At 63.5% G+C, this 19,033-nt stretch carries 17 protein-coding genes; 8 read left to right on the top strand and 9 right to left on the bottom strand.

Going from position 1 to position 19,033, the window contains the following annotated elements; all coding sequences use genetic code 11:
• Positions 1-52 precede the first annotated feature (52 nt).
• From pqqA to pedF, 7 genes are all read right to left on the bottom strand, one after another.
• Positions 53-124 carry a pyrroloquinoline quinone precursor peptide PqqA gene (pqqA, locus tag INT12_RS22510; RefSeq protein WP_010209364.1) on the bottom strand — a complete coding sequence of 24 codons (72 nt, stop codon included), beginning with the start codon at positions 122-124 and terminating at the stop codon, positions 53-55.
• 1,067 nt (positions 125-1,191) lie between these two features.
• Positions 1,192-2,712, bottom strand: a complete 1,521-nt coding sequence (locus INT12_RS22505; RefSeq protein WP_193059021.1) for an aldehyde dehydrogenase family protein — start codon at positions 2,710-2,712, stop codon at positions 1,192-1,194.
• 121 nt (positions 2,713-2,833) lie between these two features.
• A complete protein-coding gene (locus tag INT12_RS22500; RefSeq protein ID WP_017847477.1) occupies positions 2,834-4,609 on the bottom strand; it encodes a PQQ-dependent methanol/ethanol family dehydrogenase in 1,776 nt (591 codons plus the stop codon).
• A gap of 136 nt (positions 4,610-4,745) precedes the next feature.
• Positions 4,746-5,678 carry a quinoprotein relay system zinc metallohydrolase 1 gene (locus INT12_RS22495; RefSeq protein ID WP_193041067.1) on the bottom strand — a complete coding sequence of 311 codons (933 nt, stop codon included), beginning with the start codon at positions 5,676-5,678 and terminating at the stop codon, positions 4,746-4,748.
• A 16-nt stretch (positions 5,679-5,694) separates the two neighbouring features.
• Entirely contained in the window at positions 5,695-6,456 is a 762-nt protein-coding gene (locus tag INT12_RS22490; protein ID WP_057004484.1) for a quinoprotein dehydrogenase-associated SoxYZ-like carrier, read from the bottom strand.
• A 9-nt stretch (positions 6,457-6,465) separates the two neighbouring features.
• Positions 6,466-7,341, bottom strand: a complete 876-nt coding sequence (locus tag INT12_RS22485; protein WP_046382816.1) for a substrate-binding periplasmic protein — start codon at positions 7,339-7,341, stop codon at positions 6,466-6,468.
• A gap of 3 nt (positions 7,342-7,344) precedes the next feature.
• On the bottom strand, positions 7,345-7,806 hold the full coding sequence (pedF, locus tag INT12_RS22480) for a cytochrome c-550 PedF (RefSeq protein ID WP_017847481.1): 462 nt from the start codon (positions 7,804-7,806) through the stop codon (positions 7,345-7,347).
• 255 nt (positions 7,807-8,061) lie between these two features.
• Between pedF and exaA the strand changes: the two genes are divergently transcribed.
• Together exaA and INT12_RS22470 are read left to right on the top strand one after the other, a co-directional pair.
• Positions 8,062-9,969 (top strand): quinoprotein ethanol dehydrogenase, encoded by a 1,908-nt coding sequence (gene exaA / locus INT12_RS22475; RefSeq protein WP_079444253.1) that lies wholly within the window; start codon positions 8,062-8,064, stop codon positions 9,967-9,969.
• A 78-nt stretch (positions 9,970-10,047) separates the two neighbouring features.
• On the top strand, positions 10,048-10,695 hold the full coding sequence (locus tag INT12_RS22470) for a pentapeptide repeat-containing protein (RefSeq protein ID WP_177030490.1): 648 nt from the start codon (positions 10,048-10,050) through the stop codon (positions 10,693-10,695).
• A 1,024-nt stretch (positions 10,696-11,719) separates the two neighbouring features.
• Here the strand turns inward: INT12_RS22470 and INT12_RS22465 are convergent.
• Together INT12_RS22465 and INT12_RS22460 are read right to left on the bottom strand one after the other, a co-directional pair.
• A complete protein-coding gene (locus INT12_RS22465; protein WP_193041071.1) occupies positions 11,720-12,346 on the bottom strand; it encodes a response regulator transcription factor in 627 nt (208 codons plus the stop codon).
• Positions 12,343-13,605 (bottom strand): histidine kinase, encoded by a 1,263-nt coding sequence (locus INT12_RS22460; RefSeq protein ID WP_079444256.1) that lies wholly within the window; start codon positions 13,603-13,605, stop codon positions 12,343-12,345. Before INT12_RS22460 ends, INT12_RS22465 begins: the two co-directional genes overlap by 4 nt.
• A 279-nt stretch (positions 13,606-13,884) precedes the next feature.
• Here INT12_RS22460 and INT12_RS22455 point away from each other — a divergent pair, with 279 nt between their 5' ends.
• The 6 genes from INT12_RS22455 (at position 13,885) to INT12_RS22430 (ending at position 18,926) form a co-directional block, all read left to right on the top strand.
• Positions 13,885-15,069 (top strand): ABC transporter substrate-binding protein, encoded by a 1,185-nt coding sequence (locus tag INT12_RS22455; RefSeq protein ID WP_193041072.1) that lies wholly within the window; start codon positions 13,885-13,887, stop codon positions 15,067-15,069.
• Between the two features lie 34 nt (positions 15,070-15,103).
• Positions 15,104-16,063: a YVTN family beta-propeller repeat protein gene (locus INT12_RS22450; protein WP_046487263.1), complete on the top strand. Its 960-nt coding sequence runs from the start codon at positions 15,104-15,106 to the stop codon at positions 16,061-16,063.
• Complete coding sequence (locus INT12_RS22445) at positions 16,060-16,800, top strand: ABC transporter ATP-binding protein (protein WP_017847489.1); 741 nt, start codon at positions 16,060-16,062, stop codon at positions 16,798-16,800. Before INT12_RS22450 ends, INT12_RS22445 begins: the two co-directional genes overlap by 4 nt.
• The gene (locus tag INT12_RS22440) at positions 16,797-17,588 is read left to right on the top strand and encodes an ABC transporter permease (RefSeq protein WP_017847490.1); all 792 of its coding nucleotides are present in this window, start codon (positions 16,797-16,799) and stop codon (positions 17,586-17,588) included. The genes INT12_RS22445 and INT12_RS22440 overlap by 4 nt, the downstream gene beginning before the upstream one ends.
• A 108-nt stretch (positions 17,589-17,696) precedes the next feature.
• Positions 17,697-18,236, top strand: coding sequence for a PQQ-dependent catabolism-associated CXXCW motif protein (locus INT12_RS22435; RefSeq protein WP_193041073.1), 540 nt, complete (start codon positions 17,697-17,699; stop codon positions 18,234-18,236).
• 24 nt (positions 18,237-18,260) lie between these two features.
• Positions 18,261-18,926 (top strand): response regulator transcription factor, encoded by a 666-nt coding sequence (locus INT12_RS22430; RefSeq protein WP_017847492.1) that lies wholly within the window; start codon positions 18,261-18,263, stop codon positions 18,924-18,926.
• Positions 18,927-19,033: the final 107 nt, after the last annotated feature.

Raw genomic sequence — 19,033 nt, 5'->3', positions numbered from 1 at the left:
AAGAGTCATTCCCCAAACGACCCCGGCCAGCGCGAGGCTGGCCGGGGGTGAATCAGCGGCTGGCGAAGTACATGGTCACTTCAAAGCCGATACGCAGGTCGGTAAACGCGGGTTTAGTCCACATGGGGCGATCCTCTTGTTGTGCCGGAAGATTCCGGTAATGGCATTAATGCATGGGGGGATGGGGGTGCGAATGCTACTTTCGAACGAGCCTGAAGCATGCCTTGGTAGCAGATGTACACCGATCAAAAATGTGGGAGGGGGCTTGCCCCCTCCCACAGTTGGTTGCATGTCAAGTCGGGGTTAGAAGAAGCCCAGGGGGTTAGTCTGCAGGTAGTGATCCAACAGGCAAAGCCCGCTTACTGTGCCGGAACGGGTGTACGCCGATCAAAATGTGGGAGGGGGCTTGCCCCCGATGGCGGCTTGTCAGCCAAGACATGCATGACTGACCCACCGCTATCGGGGGCAAGCCCCCTCCCACAGTTGGTTGTATTTCAAGTCGGGGTTAGAAGAAGCCCGGGGGGTTGGTCTGCGGGTAGTGATCCAACAGGCAAAGCCCTCTTGTTGTGCCAGAACGGGTGTACGCCGATCAAAATCTGGGAGGGGGCAAGCCCCCTCCCACATTGGGTTGTATTTCAAGTCGGGGTTAGAAGAGGCCCAGGGGGTTGGTCTGCAGGTAGTGGTCCAACAGGCAAAGCCCTCTTGTTGTGCCGGAACGGGTGTACGCCGATCAAAATGTGGGAGGGGGCTTGCCCCCGATGGCAGTGTGTCAGCCAATACATACCTGACTGAGCCATCGCTATCGGGGGCAAGCCCCCTCCCACATTGGGTTGTATTTCAAATCGGGGTTAGAAGAAGCCCAGGGGGTTGGTCTGTGGGTAGTGATCCAACAGGCAAAGCCCTCTTGCTGTGCCGGAACGGGTGTACGCCGATCAAAATGTGGGAGGGGGCTTGCCCCCTCCCACATTGGGTTGTATTTCAAGTCGGGGTTAGAAGAGGCCCAGGGGGTTGGTCTGCGGGTAGTGATCCAACAGGCAAAGCCCTCTTGTTGTGCCGGAACGGGTGTACGCCGATCAAAATGTGGGAGGGGGCTTGCCCCCGATGGCGGCTTGTCAGCCAAGACATGCCTGACTGATCCACCGCTATCGGGGGCAAGCCCCCTCCCACATTGGGTTGCATTTCAAGTCGGGGTTAGAAGAAGCCCAGGGGGTTGATGTCGTAGCTCACCAGCAGGTTCTTGGTCTGTTGGTAGTGATCCAACATCATCTTGTGGTTCTCACGCCCCACGCCGGACTTTTTGTAGCCGCCAAACGCGGCGTGCGCCGGGTACAGGTGGTAGCAGTTGGTCCACACGCGGCCGGCCTTGATCGCCCGGCCCATGCGGTAGGCGCGGTTGATGTCGCGGGTCCACAGGCCGGCACCCAGGCCGAACTCGCTGTCGTTGGCAATGGCCAGGGCTTCGGCTTCGTCCTTGAAGGTGGTGATACCCACCACCGGGCCGAAGATTTCTTCCTGGAACACGCGCATTTTGTTATGGCCCTTGAGCAGGGTCGGCTGGATGTAGTAACCGCTGGACAGGTCACCCTCCAAACGCTCGGCCGCGCCGCCGGTGAGCAGTTCGGCGCCCTCTTCCTGGGCGATTTTGAGGTAGGACAGGATCTTGTCGTATTGCTGCTCGGACGCCTGGGCGCCGACCATGGTTTCGGTGTCCAGCGGGTTGCCACGCTTGATCTTGACGATCTTTTTCATCACCACTTTCATGAAGTCGTCGTAGATCGACTCCTGCACCAGCGCCCGCGACGGGCAGGTACACACTTCGCCCTGGTTGAAGAACGCCAGCACCAGGCCTTCGGCGGCTTTCTCGATGAACTGCGGCTCTGCATTCATGATGTCTTCGAAGAAGATGTTCGGCGACTTGCCGCCCAGCTCCACGGTCGACGGAATGATGTTCTCGGCCGCGCAATGCATGATGTGCGCGCCGATTGGGGTAGAGCCGGTAAAGGCGATCTTGGCGATGCGCTTGCTGGTGGCCAGCGCTTCGCCGGCTTCACGGCCAAAGCCCTGGACCATATTCAGCACGCCCGCGGGCAGCAGGTCGTTGATCAGTTCGGCAAACACCATGATCGACAGCGGCGTCTGCTCGGCCGGCTTGAGCACGATGCAGTTGCCGGCGGCCAGGGCCGGGGCGAGTTTCCAGGCGGCCATCAGCAGTGGGAAGTTCCACGGAATGATCTGCCCGACCACGCCCAGCGGCTCGTGGAAGTGGTAGGCGGCGGTGTGTTCGTTGATCTCGGCGGCGCCGCCTTCCTGGGCGCGGATGCAGCCGGCGAAGCAACGGAAGTGGTCGGCGGCCAGCGGCACGTCGGCGTTGAGGGTTTCACGCACGGCTTTGCCGTTGTCCCAGCTTTCGGTGACGGCCAGCACTTCGAGGTTCTGTTCGATGCGGTCGGCGATTTTCAGCAGCACCAGGGCGCGATCCTGGGCCGAGGTCTTGCCCCAGGCGTCAGCGGCGGCGTGGGCCGCGTCGAGGGCCTTGTCGATGTCGGCGGCGTTGGAACGCGGGAACTCGGCGATCACTTCACCGGTCACCGGCGAGGTGTTGGTGAAGTATTCACCGCTGATCGGCGCAACGAATTCGCCGCCGATGAAGTTGCCGTAGCGTGACTTGAAGCTGACGATGGCGCCAGGGGTGCCAGGTTGTGCGTAGATCATGTTAAAGCCTCTGTCTGGGTCCGGGCCTGTCGGTCAACAGGCGATGACCCGATAGTAAAGAGCCCCCGCTGCCGGGCGAATGCGCCGTTGGCAGGAGGGCTCTTGTCATTTGGTCGTAGATTCAGTGTTTGGCGACCAGTTCTTTAGGCAATTTGAAGGTCCAGAGCATGCCGCCCTGGTTGAAGTCCTTGATGCGCTTGGCCACTTCACCGCCCCACAACGGCACCGCGCCGCCCCAGCCGGAGAGCACCGAGACGTACTGCTCGCCGTCCATTTCCCAGGTCACAGGCGAGCCGAGCACGCCGGAGCCGGTCTGGAATTCCCAGACCTTCTCGCCGGTCTTGGCGTTGAACGCCTGCAGGAAGCCTTCCGGCGTACCGGTGAACACCAGGTTGCCCTTGGTGGTCAGGACCCCGCCCCACAGCGGCGCGAAGTTCTTGTGGCGCCAGACTTCCTTGCCGGTTTTCGGGTCGATGGCGCGCAGCACGCCGATGTAGTCTTCGTTCAGCGGCTTGATGGTGAAGCCCGCACCGAGGAACGCCGCACCTTTTTTGTAGGTGATGCCTTCGTTCCACATGTCCATGCCCCATTCGTTGGACGGCACGTAGAACAACCCGGTGTCGCGGTTATAGGCCATCGGCATCCAGTTTTTCGCGCCGAGGAACGCCGGTGCGACGAACACCGAAGTGCCCTTGGCTTCGTTGCCTGGCGCGCCGGGGCGGCTGGCTTCGTTGTAGATCGGCCGACCGTCTTTATCCAGGCCGGTGGCCCAGGTGATCTTGTCGACGAACGGGAAGCCGCGGATGAACTTGCCGTTGGTGCGGTCGAGCACGTAGAAGAAACCGTTACGGTCGGCGGTGGCCGCCGCTTTGATCTCTTTGCCGCCTTCGGTGTAGTTGAAGGAGACCAGCTCGTTCACGCCGTCGTAGTCCCAGCCGTCATGGGGCGTGGTCTGGAAGTGCCACTTGATGGTGCCGTCATCCGGGTTCAGCGCCAGACGCGAGGACGAGTAGAGGTTGTCGCCAGGGCGCAAGTGCGAGTTCCACGGTGCCGGGTTGCCGGTGCCGAACAGCAGCAAGTTGGTTTCCGGGTCGTAGTAGCCGCCCAGCCACGGTGCCGCGCCGCCGGTTTTCCACAAGTCGCCAGGCCAGGTCTTGCCCGCCTCGCCGCCGGAAATGCCGTTTTCCACGGCCTTGCCGTCCTTGTAGACGTAGCCCATGTGACCTTCGACAGTCGGACGGGTCCACAGCAGGTCACCGTTTTTCGGGTCGTAGGCTTCGATCTTGCCCACCACGCCGAATTCGCCGCCGGCCACGCCGGTAATCAGCTTGCCGTTGATCACCAGGGGCGCGGCGCTGATCGAGTAGCCTTCCTTGTGGTCGGCGACTTTCTTGCTCCACACCACTTTGCCGGTGTCTTTGTTCAGGGCCACCAGCTTGGCATCGAGGGTGCCGAAGAACACCAGGTCGCCGTACAGCGCCACGCCGCGGTTGATCACGTCACAGCACGGGCGGATGTCATCGGGCAGACGCGCATCGTACTGCCAGAGCTTCTTGCCGGTGCGTGCATCCACCGCGAACACCCGCGAGTAGGACCCGGTGAGGTACATCACCCCGTCCTTGATCATCGGCTGTGCCTGCTGGCCGCGCTGTTTCTCGCCGCCAAAGGAGAACGCCCAGACCGGGCGCAGGTCCTTGACGTTGTCCACATTCAGGGTATCGAGCGGGCTATAGCGCTGGCCTTGGACGCCCAGACCGTTGGTGACGATCTGCCCCGGGTTTTTCGGGTCCTGGAGAATCTCCTGATCGGTCACGGCCGCCATGGCCTGGCCGGATAACAGAATGGCACCGAGCAACACACTCAAGGCGAAGGGTTGGCGGCGTGCGGGTTGGGTCATGACGGCTACCTCTGCGGTTTTTTTGTTATACCCGGGAAATTTTCCCGGTCTGGTACAGATTCTTGGGCGCAGGGGCGGTTGTCACAATTGACCGCAGTATCGAGATTGCTAGTTCCTTAGTAGCGGGTCCGGTCCGTCAGCGCGCCGAATCCACACGCTGCATCTGCTCGCGCTCGTAACGCGGGTACAGGTGGCTGACACTACGGATCAGTTCATAGCGGCTCAGGTTGATCGCGGCGAAGCGCTCGGGGATGGGGCTGCGGATCATCTCGGCCATGTCGCTGCCGTGGGCGGCGCCGTCGCGCAGCAGTTGGTCGAGCCAGGTCAGGTAGTCGCGCATCTGCGCGAACGGCTGTGCATCGTTGGCCACCGGGCCATGGCCGGGCACGACCAGGGTCCAGGGCAAGGCCTGTAGGGTGTCGATGTCCGCCAGCCACGCCGCCAGCCCGGGGCTGTTGGGGGTGGTGAGGGCGCGTTGGTAGAACACCAGGTCGCCGGCAAACAGCACGCCGGTAGTCTGGTCGAGGATGGCCAGGTCGGCGTCGGTGTGGCCGGTCAGCGCGAGCAGGCGCAGGTCGTGGCGGCCAAAGCTGAGCACACCGGGTTCGAGCACTTGCGTGGGCAATTGCACTTCGGTGCCGCGCATCCAGTCGCCGACCATGCGGTAGAGGTTCTCCGCCATGCCGTCGCCCTGCTCATGCAGCAGGCGCGTGGTGCCGGCCAGGGCGCCGATGGGCACGTCCTTGAAGGCCTGGTTGCCCAGCGCATGGTCGGGGTGGTGGTGGGTCAGCAGCACCTGGATCACCGGTTTGTCGGTGACGCTGGCGATCGCCCGGCGCAGGGCTTCGCCGTAGCGCCGCGACGGCCCGGTGTCGATCACCACCACGCCGGTCTCGGTGACGATGAACGCGGTATTGACGATATTGCCGCCGTTGTCCTTGGCGAAATTGTCGGTGCTGCCTTCCAGCAGCCAGGTGTCGTCGGCGATCAGTCGTGGCTTGAGGGCGTAGTCGAGGTCGGCCACGGCGGGCAGGCTCAAGCTCAGGCACAACAATAGAATCCAGCGCATGCCGCGCTCCTTCTGGTCAGGGAATGGCTGCGTCGAATTCATTGCCGCTGTTGTCGCGCAGCACCAGGCGCGTCGGCCCGGGTGCGTCGATGTCAAAAGCCAGGTTGGGGTTTTCGCTGACCGCCGGGAACAGCACCAGCTCGGCCAGCACCTGGCCGTCCTGGCCACGCAGTTGCGCGTGGTTGAGATAGAACTCGGGGATGCCGCTGACCATGCCGTTATCCATCGGGTGCGCCACCTGTACGCGCACCCGGCTGAATTCGCCGCGTGGGTAACGCCCGCCGAGGACTTCGCCGATATGCTCTTCCCAACCCGGCTGGGTGCGGACCACGCTGGGCGCGGTGCAACCGCCGCCGGCCGCGTCGATCAGGGTCGAGCCGACGTGCCACAGCCCGTCATCGGTGAGCACCGCCGCACGCAGGGGCGTGGCCTGTTCGATGCGGATACGGATCGACAGCCAGGGCAGCACCCCGGCCTTGGGCTGAAAATCGACAATCCTGGGCAACGGGTTGAGTTCGGCCCAGGCGAGGATCTTTACCACGTGCCCCTTGAACGCCCGCGCGTCGATTTCCAGGGGCACCTGGCGCGCATCTTCGGCGAACGGCGGCGCCAGCAGCTTGACCCGCTCATCGAACACGAACGGCGCATCGGCCAGCAACTGCTTGTGGTAGAACGCCCACATCACCGACGGCACCGGGTCCGTGCCCGGTTCGACCGCCGCGGCGTGGGCCGCCAACGGTAACCAGCAGGCCAACATGCAGTTCAGTCGCCAGTTCATCGCCTGCTCCTATTGGTACATTTCGGGCACTTCGTACTGCAGGCCGTAATGGCTGTAGATGGTTTGCAGCGAACCGTCGCGGATCAGGCCTTCCAGCGCCTCTTCCACCGCATAGGCCAACTGGCGATTGCTTTCGTGTACCGCCATGCCGATCTCCCAGCGCTGCCGGCCCATGCTCGGGTAAGCGTTTTGCGCCAGGGCCAGTTGCGGATCGCGTGCCTGATGCACCTGCCAGTCGATCTCGCCGCGCATCGCCATCACCGCGTCGACTTCACCGGCCTTCATCGCCGCGAACGCCTGGGGTACACCGGGGTAGTGATGGGTCTGGCGGGCGAGCATGCCGTTGAACACCGAGGTCAGGTAGAACGACGGCACGCTGTCGACTTCGACGCCGATCGGGTGCTCCTCGAACACCGCCACGCTGGCGACCTTGTCCAGGCGGCGGCGGTCGTAGGCCACCTGCCATTGTTCGTTCTGGTACGGCCCGAACATCACCACATGACCGTTTTCCAGTTCGCCCTGATCGTTACGCCTTTGCGCGTAGTCGTGGTCGTAGGGTGCGCGCATCATCAGGTCGGCCAGTTGCTGGTTATGCAACTGGCTGCCGCGCCAGATGTAGTCGCGCAGGTCGTCGTCGAGTTTTTCTCCGGCCGGCGCCCAGATCAATTTGAGCTGCACCCCCAGCGCCTTGGCCAGGGCCTCGGCCAGCTCCACGTCGACCCCGCGCGGGGTGGCACCGTCTTCGAAACTGTAGGGGGCAAAGTCCTTGTACACCGCCACTTTCAACTCACCGGCGGCGATCATCTGGTCATAGCTGCGCACCTGCGCCTGTGCCGTCTGGCAACACAGCAGGGCCAGGCCGAGCACATAAGCGAACAGGCGCATGGCTTACTCCTCGACGTGAACGCTGTCCAGGTAGGTGCGTACCGCCCACAAGGCTTCCTGGCTCAGGTAATCGGCCATTTTCGGCATATATACCCGGCCGTCGCGCACCGCGCCGTGACGCACGCGCTGCACAAACCACTCATCACCGGCCTCGCCCACATCCAGCATGCGCAAGTCGGGGGCGATGCCGCCGGACTTGGCTTCCAGGCCGTGGCAGGCGGCGCAGTTCTGATTGTAGGCGGACGAACCGATTTCCAGGGCTCGGTCGTGTTCAGGCGACGTGCGGTAAGGGTTCACTGCCGCCCAGCCGTCCTCGTCGACCGGCACGCCGGCGTCCTTGATCGAGGTCAGGCCCTTGGTTTCCACTGCTTGCGGGACCACGTTGCCGTGGGCCCAGGCCGAGCCTGCACCGATCACACCGGCCAACAGCCCGGCGACGAGCAAGGCATTGCGTTTTGTTGTCATTATTTTTGCCCTCAGGATTGCACGCAAAACCTCATTGCAGAGGTTATGGCAACCATCTTAGAAACCCTGGGGCATAGGCCGTATGCTGCTTTGGTGGCCGGCTTGTCCTCCCTTGGTAGTAGGGCTTGTGGGGCACGCCTAAAACAGCGGCGCTTCGGGAAGTCTTCCCGGCAACAGCGGGACTTTTTCCGTATCCGCGCAGCGCCCTGGCGCTCCACCCTGTGCAGGCCAAAACCTCCACTGGGAACTGCAACCATGATAATAAGATCGCTACCCGCCCGTTCGCCGCTGAGCCTTGCCGTGCAGGCTTTCCTGCTGGTCGGCAGCCTGTCCTTGAGTGCGGCCAGCTTCGCCGCCGCCGACCCTGCCGCGCCGTCCACCGCAAAGGCGACGCGCAACGTCACCTGGGAAGACATCGCCAACGACCACCTGAGCACCAAGGACGTGCTGCAATACGGCATGGGCACCAACGCCCAGCGCTGGAGCCCGCTGGCCCAGGTCAACGACAAGAACGTGTTCAAGCTCACCCCGGCCTGGTCGTACTCGTTCGGCGATGAGAAGCAGCGCGGCCAGGAATCCCAGGCCATCGTCAGCGACGGCGTGGTCTACGTCACCGGCTCCTACTCCCGCGTGTTCGCCCTCGACGCGAAGACCGGCAAACGCCTGTGGACCTACAACCACCGCCTGCCCGAAAACATCCGCCCGTGCTGTGACGTGGTCAACCGCGGCGCGGCGATCTTCGGCGACAAGATCTACTTCGGCACCCTCGACGCGCGCCTGATCGCCCTCGACAAGAACACCGGCAAAGTGGTGTGGAACAAGAAGTTCGGCGACCACGCCGCCGGTTACACCATGACCGGCGCCCCGGTGCTGATCAAAGACAAGGTCAGCGGCAAGGTGCTGCTGATCCATGGCAGTTCCGGCGATGAGTTCGGCGTGGTCGGCCAGCTGTATGCGCGCGACCCGGACACCGGCGAAGAAGTGTGGATGCGCCCGTTCGTCGAAGGCCACATGGGCCGCCTGAACGGCAAGGACAGCACCCCGACCGGCGACGTCAAAGCGCCGTCGTGGCCGGATGACCCGACCACCGAAACCGGCAAGGTCGAGGCCTGGAGCCACGGCGGCGGAGCACCTTGGCAGAGCGCGAGTTTCGATGCCGAGACCAACACCATCATCGTCGGCGCCGGCAACCCCGGCCCATGGAACACTTGGGCGCGCACGTCCAAGGACGGCAACCCGCACGACTTCGACAGCCTCTACACCTCGGGCCAGGTCGGTGTCGACCCGAGCACCGGCGAAGTGAAATGGTTCTACCAGCACACCCCGAACGATGCCTGGGACTTCTCCGGCAACAACGAGCTGGTGCTGTTCGACTACAAGGACAAGGACGGCAAAGTGGTCAAGGCCACCGGTCACGCCGACCGCAACGGGTTCTTCTACGTGGTCGACCGCAACAACGGCAAGCTGCAGAACGCCTTCCCGTTCGTCGACAACATCACCTGGGCCAGCCATATCGACCTGAAGACCGGTCGTCCGGTGGAAAACCCGGGCCAGCGTCCGGCCAAACCGCTGCCCGGTGAAACCAAGGGCAAGCCGGTGGAAGTCTCGCCACCGTTCCTCGGCGGCAAGAACTGGAACCCCATGGCCTACAGCCAGGACACCGGCCTGTTCTACATCCCGGGCAACCAATGGAAAGAGGAATACTGGACCGAAGAGGTCAACTACAAGAAGGGCTCGGCGTACCTGGGCATGGGTTTCCGCATCAAGCGCATGTATGACGACCACGTCGGTACGCTGCGGGCGATGAACCCGACCACCGGCAAGGTGGTGTGGGAGCACAAGGAAGCCCTGCCACTGTGGGCCGGCGTACTGGCGACCAAGGGCAACCTGGTGTTCACCGGCACCGGCGACGGTTTCTTCAAGGCCTTCGACGCGAAAACAGGCAAGGAGCTGTGGAAGTTCCAGACCGGCAGCGGCATCGTCTCACCGCCGATCACCTGGGAACAGGATGGCGAGCAGTACATCGGCGTCACCGTCGGCTATGGCGGCGCGGTGCCGTTGTGGGGCGGCGACATGGCCGAGCTGACCAAGCCGGTGGCACAGGGTGGGTCGTTCTGGGTGTTCAAGATCCCGAGCTGGGATAACAAGACCGCCCAAAAATAACCCGTCCCCAGCCCCGTCGTAGCAGCTGGCGCTCGACAGCTGCTACGTCACGGGGTTGTTTCGTCTGGAGGTTCCAAGATGAACTATCTGCCCTTGTTACTCCTGCTCGCCCTGCCCCTGGCCCACGCCGATGACGGCGACGACACCCCGCTGGTCATCAACGGCTGCACCCTCGCCGAACACAGCCAATGCCCCGGCGCCAACCTCAGGGGCGCCAACCTGAGCAACCAGGACCTCAGCAAAATGAACCTGGCCGGCGCCGACCTGCGCGATGCGGACTTGCGCCACGCCAACCTCGACCTGGCCAACCTGGAAAAAGCCCAGTTGCAGGGCGCCAACCTGACCCGCGCCAGCCTGCAACAAAGCAACCTGCGCCTGGCCGATTTCACCGGCGCCACGCTGATGGCGATCCAGGGTTGGGGCCTGTTCGCCCAGGGAGCGCAGTTTGAAAACGCCAACCTGAGCGCGGCCTACCTGCAATTCGCGCGGCTGTCCGGGGCAAAAATGCGCAAGGCCAACCTGCGCGCCGCCGACCTGGAAATGACCTGGCTGAGCAAGGCCGACCTGCGAGGGGCGGATCTGAGCGATGCGAATCTGCAAGAGGCCAAGTTCGGTGAGAGCAACCTGGAACAGGCCACCCTCACGGGCAGTCGCCAGCACTACGCGAACTTCCAGGATGCCAACATGGAAGGCTGCAAGGACTGCCCCACCACCTGGAATCGTTAGCACACCGCCATTTGAATGTAGGAGCGAGCTTGCTCGCGAAAAACCGGAGACCGCCGCGGGGAATCTGGTTTTCCGCGTTATCGTTGACGGTTTTCGCGAGCAAGCTCGCTCCTACAGTGGGGTCTAGGTGCCCCGCTAGGCATGGGCACTGACCGGTAACTTTTGTAGGCGCGAGCTTGCTCGCGAAAAACCCGGGACCGCTGCGGGGGGTCTGGTTTTTCGCGTTATCGTTGACGGTCTTCGCGAGCAAGCTCGCTCCTACAGTGGGGTCTAGGTGCCCCGCTAGGCATGGGCACTGACCGGTAACTTTTGTAGGAGCGAGCTTGCTCGCGAAAAACCCGAGAGCGCCGCGGGGGGTCTGGTTTTCCGCGTTATCGTTGACGGTCTTCGCGAGCAAGCTCGCTCCTACAGTGGGGTCTAGGTGCCGCGCTAGGCATGGGCACGGACCGGTAACTTTTGTAGGAGCGAGCTTGCTCGCGAAAAACCCGAGAGCGCCGCGGGGGGTCTGGTTTTTCGCGTTATCGTTGACGGTTTTCGCGAGCAAGCTCGCTCCTACAGTGGGGTCTAGGTGCCCGCGCTAGGCATGGGCACTGACCGGTAACTTTTGTAGGAGCGAGCTTGCTCGCGAAAAGCCCGAGACCGCCGCGGGGAATCAGGTTTTTCGCGTTATCGTTGACGGTTTTCGCGAGCAAGCTCGCTCCTACAGGGGGGTCTAGGTGCCGCGCTAGGCATGGGCACTGACCGGTAACTTTTGTAGGAGCGAGCTTGCTCGCGAAAAACCCGAGAGCGCCGCGGGGAGTCTGGTTTTTCGCGTTATCGTTGACGGTCTTCGCGAGCAAGCTCGCCCCTACAGTGGGGTCTAGGTGCCCCGCTAGACATGGGCACTGACCGGTAACTTTTGTAGGAGCGAGCTTGCTCGCGAAAAACCCGAGAGCGCCGCGGGGGGTCTGGTTTTTTGCGTTATCGTTGACGGTCTTCGCGAGCAAGCTCGCTCCTACAGTGGTAACAGGGGTACATGGGGGGATCAGCCCGCTACGCGTACCACGCCGAGGTCGATTCCCAGGTGGACCAGTTCAGCATGGGAACTGACCTGCAATTTGCTCTTGAGCAAGGTCAGGTGGTTGGACACGGTCTTGCTGCTGATATTCAACTGGTCGGCAATCACTCGGGTCGGCGTGCCTCTGGCCAGCATCAGGAAAATCTCCAGCTCACGCGGGGTCATGCCTAGCAAGCGCTGGTCGCTTGGCGTGTAGGCCAGTTGGGTGGCGAGGGACTGTTCGATATAGGCGTGGCCGTCGAGGACGCGCCGCACCGCTTCGATCAACACTTCGGGCGCCGAGCTTTTGGTCAGGTAGCCCGAGGCGCCGGCTTCCAGGGCCTGGCGCACCAGCGGCAGTTCGTCGTGCATGCTGAAGAACAGCACGCGCAGTTGCGGCAGGCGCTGGCGCAGGCGGCGCGTGGTTTCCAGGCCGCTGATGCCGGGCAGGCCGAAGTCCATGATCACCAAATGCGGCAGTGCTTCCTGGACCCGGCTCAAGGCCTCTTCGCCGCTGGCCGCTTCGCGCACTTCGATGGCCGGCAACAATGCGCGCAACAGGCTGGCATAGCCCTGGCGCACCACCGCATGGTCGTCCACCAACAGAATATTCATGAGGCCTCCAATGGCATGTTCAACGCCAGCGCCCAACCGGCGCCGGGGTGGCTGAGGATTGTCAGTTCGCCGCCCAGGCAGCGCGCGCGTTCGTACATCGAATACAGGCCGACGCCGGGACGCTGCGGCGTTTGCGCGCCGCAGCCGTTATCGCGCACCCACAGGCGCAGGCGCGAACCGTGACGATGCAGGCGCACGCGCACCTGGCTGGCATCGGCATGCCGCACGATATTGGTCAGGGCTTCCTGCAGCAGGCGATAGAGGTGCGTCTTGCTCGCCCCGGACAACGCCGGCAGGTCCGCGCTGACCCGCAGCCGGCAATCGATGCCATGGCTGGCCTGCCACTGCGTCACCAGCATCGCGAACGCCTCGGCCAGCGGCAGGTGCTGCAGGGCCACCGGGTACAGGTCGTGGACCAGTGCGCGAAAGCCTTGCTGCAAGTGATCGCAGTGATCCTCCAGCTGCGCCACCGTGCGCGCGAGCAATTGCGGTTGGTCGGTGACCAGACGCAACAGGCAGGCCTGGGCGCGAATGCCGGCCAGGTATTGGCCGAGGTCATCGTGCAGGGTCTGGGCCAGGTGGTTGCGCTCCTGCTCTTGCACCGCCATCAGGGTTTGGGTCAGTTGGGTATTGTCGGTGTGCGCCTGCTCCAGGGCGTCGGTCATGCGGTTGAAATGCAGCGCCAGTTGCCGCGCTTCGGGCGAACCGGCGCTGCGCAGGCGCACATTGAGCTGGCCGGCGCACACCTGTTGCAAGGCGCGCAGCAGTTCGTCGAGCACGCCCATGCCACGGCGCACCGCCCAGCGGATAGTCAGCAGGCTCAGCGCCAGGGCCAGGGCGCACAGGCTCAACAGTTGTTGCAGGGAGTCCCAGACTTCATCGATCTCATCCCGCGGGTCGACGGCGATGGACACGCGGCGGCCGTCCGGCAGGTCCAGCACCTGGGCACTGCGCCGCGCCTCGGCAAACAGCAGGCGCCCGAGCCAGGCGTCCAGGCCGGACGGTAGCGGCGCCGGCAAAGTCTCGTCGGGGGCCAGCCAATGCACGCGCACATGGCGCAGGCTGGCGGTGAGATGCGGTTGCAGGCTGGCCGGGTCGCGCTCGGCGGTTGCGCTGAGGTAATGCACCACCGCTTCGGCCGATTGCAGCTCACGCTCCACATCCGTCAGGGCCTGATGCAGCAACAGCGCGGTGCAGGCGCAGGTGACCAAGGCGAAGAAACCGCACACCCACAGGTTGATGCGCCACAGTGCCGACATACCTAGTGCGCCACGCTGGCGGGCACGCTCAGCGCCGGGCGTGGCGCGTGCAGCTTGTCGACGCCGATCAGGCTCACGATCAGCAGGAACGGCAAAAGCAGCGCCTTGAGGATTTGCATGATCGTTCATCTCCCGGATGGACACGGTGGGGGTAACCCATGCTAAGACCGCGCCACCTGCGCGGGGCTACTACCTTGGTACTGGCTCAGCGGTACTTTCTGCATATTTGCAGCAGACATAAGGCTTCCTATGCTGGCGCTACCTGACATGGAGTGCCTTATGCGCCAGCTCGCCCCCTACGCCGTGCTCTACCTGCTGGCGATTGCCTGCGCCGCCGGGGTGGCCACTGCCAGCCAGGCCGCCGAGGCGCCGTTGGCGGTGCAGATCGGCTACCTGGGCTATCGGCCCGACCCTGGGCCGCTGCTGTCGAACGTGATCCCCGAGCCCACCGACGCCGGGCAACGCGGTGCGGAACTGGCGATCATCGACAGCAACAGCACCGGCGCCTTTCTCAACCAACGCTACAGCCTGACCAGTGCCACGGTGGACAGCCCCGACGCCCTGCTCGCCGCCGCCCAGGCCCAGCACGCCCAGGGCCTGCGCCTGTTCGTGGTCAACGCCCCCGCCGCCAGCCTGCACCAGCTCAGCGCGGCCCTGCCCGACAGCCTGCTGTTCAACGCCGGCAGCCCCGATGACAGCCTGCGCAGCACCAACTGCCTGGGCAACGTGCTGCACACGCTGCCCAGCCGCGCCATGCTCGCCGATGCCCTGGCGCAATTTCTGGTGGTGCGCAAATGGCAGAAGGCGCTGCTGATCGTCGGCCCCACCGAGGATGACCAGGCCTACGCCGCCGCCCTGCGCCGCGCCGCCAAGCGCTTCGGCGTGCATCTGGTGGCGGAGAAAGCTTGGCGCTTCGATAACGACCAACGCCGCAGCGCCCAGGCAGACATGCCGCTGTTCACCCAGACCGCCGAATACGACGTGGTGCTGGTGGCGGACGAGCGCGGCGACTTCGGCGAGTACGTGCCCTACCAGACCTGGTACCCGCGCCCCGTCGCCGGCACCCAGGGCCTGACGCCCACCGGCTGGCACAAGACCGTCGAGACCTACGGCGCCGCGCAACTGCAAAAACGCTTCGAAGCCCTGGCCGGGCGCTGGATGAACGACCGCGACTTCGCCGCCTGGATGGCCGTGCGCAGCGTTGCCAGTGCGGTGAACAAGCTGCGCCAGGTCGACCCCATGACCATCCGCCAACTGGAGATCAGCGAGCAACTGCCGCTGGACGGCTTCAAGGGCCGCAAGCTCAGCTATCGCGCGTGGAACGGCCAACTGCGCCAACCGATTCCGATCGTGCAGCCCCGCGCGCTGGTCAGCACCTCGCCCCAGGAAGGTTTCCTGCACCCCTTCAACGAAATGGACAGCCTGGGCTACGACAAACCCGAGGTGACCTGCCACTTCCCTTGATCGCTCCCCTACTCACAATAATAAGGAATCCGCCATGCGCCGCACCCTGCTCTCATGCGCCCTGCTGCTTGCCGCCGGGCACGCCGTGGCCAGCACCGCCTGGGTCTCCAACGAGAAAGACAACACCCTCAGCCTGATCGACATGCAGACCCTGCAAGTCACCGACACGCTCAAGGTCGGCCAGCGCCCGCGGGGCCTGCTGCTGTCCCATGACAAAAAGCTGCTGTACATCTGCGCCAGCGACTCGGACCGCGTGCAGGTGATGGACGTGGCCACGCGCAAGATCATCAAGGAGCTGCCCTCCGGCAAAGACCCCGAGCAGTTCGCCCTGCACCCCAATGACCGCTGGCTGTATGTGTCCAACGAAGACGATGCACTGGTCACGGTGATCGACACCGAGACCTCCAAGGTGCTCGGCCAGATCAACGTCGGCGTAGAGCCCGAAGGCATGGCCGTGAGCCCGGACGGCAAGTGGGCGGTGAACACCAGCGAAACCACGAACATGCTGCACTGGATCGACACCAGCACCCAGACCCTGGTCGACAGCACCCTGGTGGACCAGCGCCCGCGCTTCGTCGAGTTCAACCACGATGGCTCGCAGTTGTGGGCCTCGGCGGAGATCGGCGGCACCGTGACCATCCTCGATGTGGCCAGCCGCGCGGTCCTCAAAACCCTGACGTTCAAGATCAAGGGCGTCCACCCGGACAAGGTGCAACCGGTGGGGATCAAGCTCAGTTCCGACGGCAAGTACGCCTTTGTCGCCCTGGGCCCGGCCAACCATGTGGCGGTGATCGACGCCAAGACCTTCGAGATCCTCGACTACCTGCTGGTGGGCCGCCGCGTGTGGCAGATGGCATTTACCCCGGACGAAAAACAGTTGCTGGCCACCAATGGCGTCAGCGGCGATGTGTCGGTGATCGATGTGGACAGCCTCAAGGTGCTCAAGTCGGTGAAGGTCGGGCGTTATCCATGGGGCGTGGTGGTCACGCCATGAACGCCCTGGAGGTGCGCGACCTGAGCTTCGCCTATGGCGCGCGCCAGGCCTTGCACGAGGTGAGCTTCAGCCTGGCACCGGGGCGCTTTGCCGCGTTGCTGGGGCCCAACGGCGCCGGCAAGTCGACCTTGATCGCCCTGCTCACGCGCTTGTACGACCTGCAAAGCGGCGACATCCGCGTCGGCGGCCACTCCCTGCGCGATGCACCGCGCGCGGCCCTCACGCAACTGGGGGTGGTGTTCCAGCAAAGCACCCTGGACCTGGACTTGAGCGTCGAACAGAACCTGCGTTATCACGCCGCGCTGCACGGTTTGTCGCGGCGCCAGACCGACGTGCGCGTCGCCGCCGAGCTGGCGCGCCAGGCCCTCACCGAGCGGCGCCGCGAAAAAGTCCGCGAGCTCAACGGCGGGCACCGGCGCCGCGTGGAAATCGCCCGGGCGTTGTTGCATGAACCGCGCTTGCTGCTGCTGGATGAAGCCAGCGTCGGCCTCGACCCCGCCAGCCGCCTGGCGCTGAACCAGCACGTGCGCAACCTGTGCCTTGAGCAAGGCATCAGCGTGCTGTGGACCACCCACCTGCTCGATGAAGTGCAACCCGACGATGCGTTGATGATCCTGCACCAGGGCCGCTTGGTGGCCAGCGGGCAGGTCGATGCGCTGATCCTCGAACAGGGTGGCGACCTCGGCAGCGTCTTTGCGCGCCTGACCCGCCCCACAACGACGGGAGCCCCGGCATGAACGCTTACTGGCAATGCTTGCGCGGCATCGTGCTGCGCGAGTGGCTGCGCTTTGTATTGCAGCGCACGCGGTTTCTCAGCGCCCTGGTGCGCCCGCTGTTGTGGCTGCTGGTGTTCGCCGCCGGGTTCCGCGCCGCGCTGGGTATCTCGGTGATCGAACCCTACGACACCTACATTCCCTATGAGGTCTACATCATCCCGGGGCTGGCTTGCATGATCCTGCTGTTCAACGGCATGCAGGGTTCGCTGTCGATGGTCTACGACCGCGAGATGGGCAGCATGCGCGTGCTGCTGACCAGCCCGCTGCCGCGCACGTTTTTGCTGTGCAGCAAGTTGCTCGCCACCGCGCTGATTTCGCTGTTGCAGGTGTACGGGTTCCTGGCGATCGCCTGGGTCTATGGCGTGCAACCGCCGGCCATGGGGCTGTTGATCGCCCTGCCGGCCTTGCTGCTGGTGGCCTTGATGCTGAGCGCGCTGGGTTTGCTGCTGTCGAACGCGATCCGCCAACTGGAGAACTTTGCCGGGGTGATGAATTTCGTGATCTTCCCGCTGTTTTTCATATCGTCGGCGCTGTACCCGTTGTGGAAGATGCGCGACTCCAGCGAGTGGTTGTATTGGCTGTGCGCAATCAACCCCTTCACCCACGCCGTCGAGCTGGTGCGCTTTGCCCTGTATGAACGCTTCGCCGGCCTGGCCCTCGCGGTGTGCCTGGGCTTGACCGTATTGTTCGCGGTGTTGGCGGTGTTGACCTTCAACCCCCAGCATGCAGCGTTGCGCAAAAAAGGCTGAGGGCGGCAAAAACTACTACTTTAGTACTGGTTTTCCTGTCTATCGTCGCATTCCCAAGGGCTCGGGACTCACGTGTAATGGGCGCATAACGATAAGGATCGCCCTGCCATGCTGCCTGCCCGACTGCCCTTGTTGGCGCTGCTGTGCCTGTTTGCCGCCAACGTACAGGCCGATACGCCATTGTTTTCCGCCGACGGCTATCGCATCAGCCTGTATCGCAGCCCCACGCCCGATCATGTGCAGGGCGCGACGATCATCGACACCCCTGCCCTGCAAGCCCTGCTGACCCAAACCCCAGCCCCGGTGCTGATCGATACGTATCGCCGCCAGTGGCTGCAAGGCCGCTTCATCGAAGACCAGCCCCACGCCAACCTGCCCGGCAGCCGTTGGCTGGCCAACACCGGCGACGGCGACCTCACGCCGGAGTGGCAAAGCTATTTCGTGCGCCACCTGTACACCTACAGCGGCGGCAACCTGGCACGACCATTGGTCTTCTATTGCCGCTCCGATTGCTGGCTGAGTTGGAACGCGGTAAAACGTGCCGCCAACCTGGGCTATACCTCTGTGTATTGGTATCGCGATGGCCTGGATACCTGGGAAGCGGCGAAGCTGCCGGTGTCGGTGGCGCAACCCGAGCCATTTGAATAACCACAATAAGAAAGGTGAACGGCCATGTACAAAATCCTGATTGCCGATGATCACCCACTGTTTCGCGAAGCGATTCATAACGTCATCAGCGATGGTTTCCCCGGCAGCGAAGTGATGGAGACCGCCGACCTGGACAGCGCCCTGGCGCTGACCCAGGAACACGACGACCTCGATCTGATCCTGCTCGACCTGAACATGCCCGGCATGCACGGTCTCAATGGCCTGATCAACCTGCGCAACGAATCGCCGACCATCCCGGTGGTGATCGTGTCCGCCGAGCAAGACAAGCAAATCGTGCTGCAGGCCATCACCTATGGCGCCGTCGGTTTTATCACCAAGTCGTCGCCGCGCCAGCAAATGACCGAGGCAATCCAGCAGATTCTCAACGGCAATGTGTACCTGCCGCCGGACATCATCCGCACCCAGAAACCCGGCACCCACCGGCGCCTGAACGAAAACCCGGGCTTCGCTCCGGAATTGCTGCAGGCGTTGACCCGCAAGCAGTTGCTGGTGCTGGAGCGGATGACCAAGGGCGAGTCGAACAAGCAGATTGCCTACACCCTGGAGATCGCCGAGACCACGGTGAAGGCCCATGTGTCGGCGATTTTGCGCAAGTTGAATGTGCATAATCGGGTGCAGGCGATTTTGAGCGCGGGGGATATTGATTTTGGTTCTTATCTGCGTCGCTGATCTTTCGGAAAGCGCATAGAACGCTTGTGGGATGGGGCTTGTGTGGGGTTTGTGTGGGGCTTGTGTGGGAGGGGGCTTGCCCCCGATAGCGGTGGATCAGTTATAGG

This window comes from Pseudomonas sp. K8 (genome assembly GCF_014889455.1).
GTDB lineage: Bacteria > Pseudomonadota > Gammaproteobacteria > Pseudomonadales > Pseudomonadaceae > Aquipseudomonas > Aquipseudomonas veronii.
The sequence above is the reverse complement of the archived record's forward strand: the minus strand, read 5'-3'. Positions and strand labels throughout refer to the sequence as shown.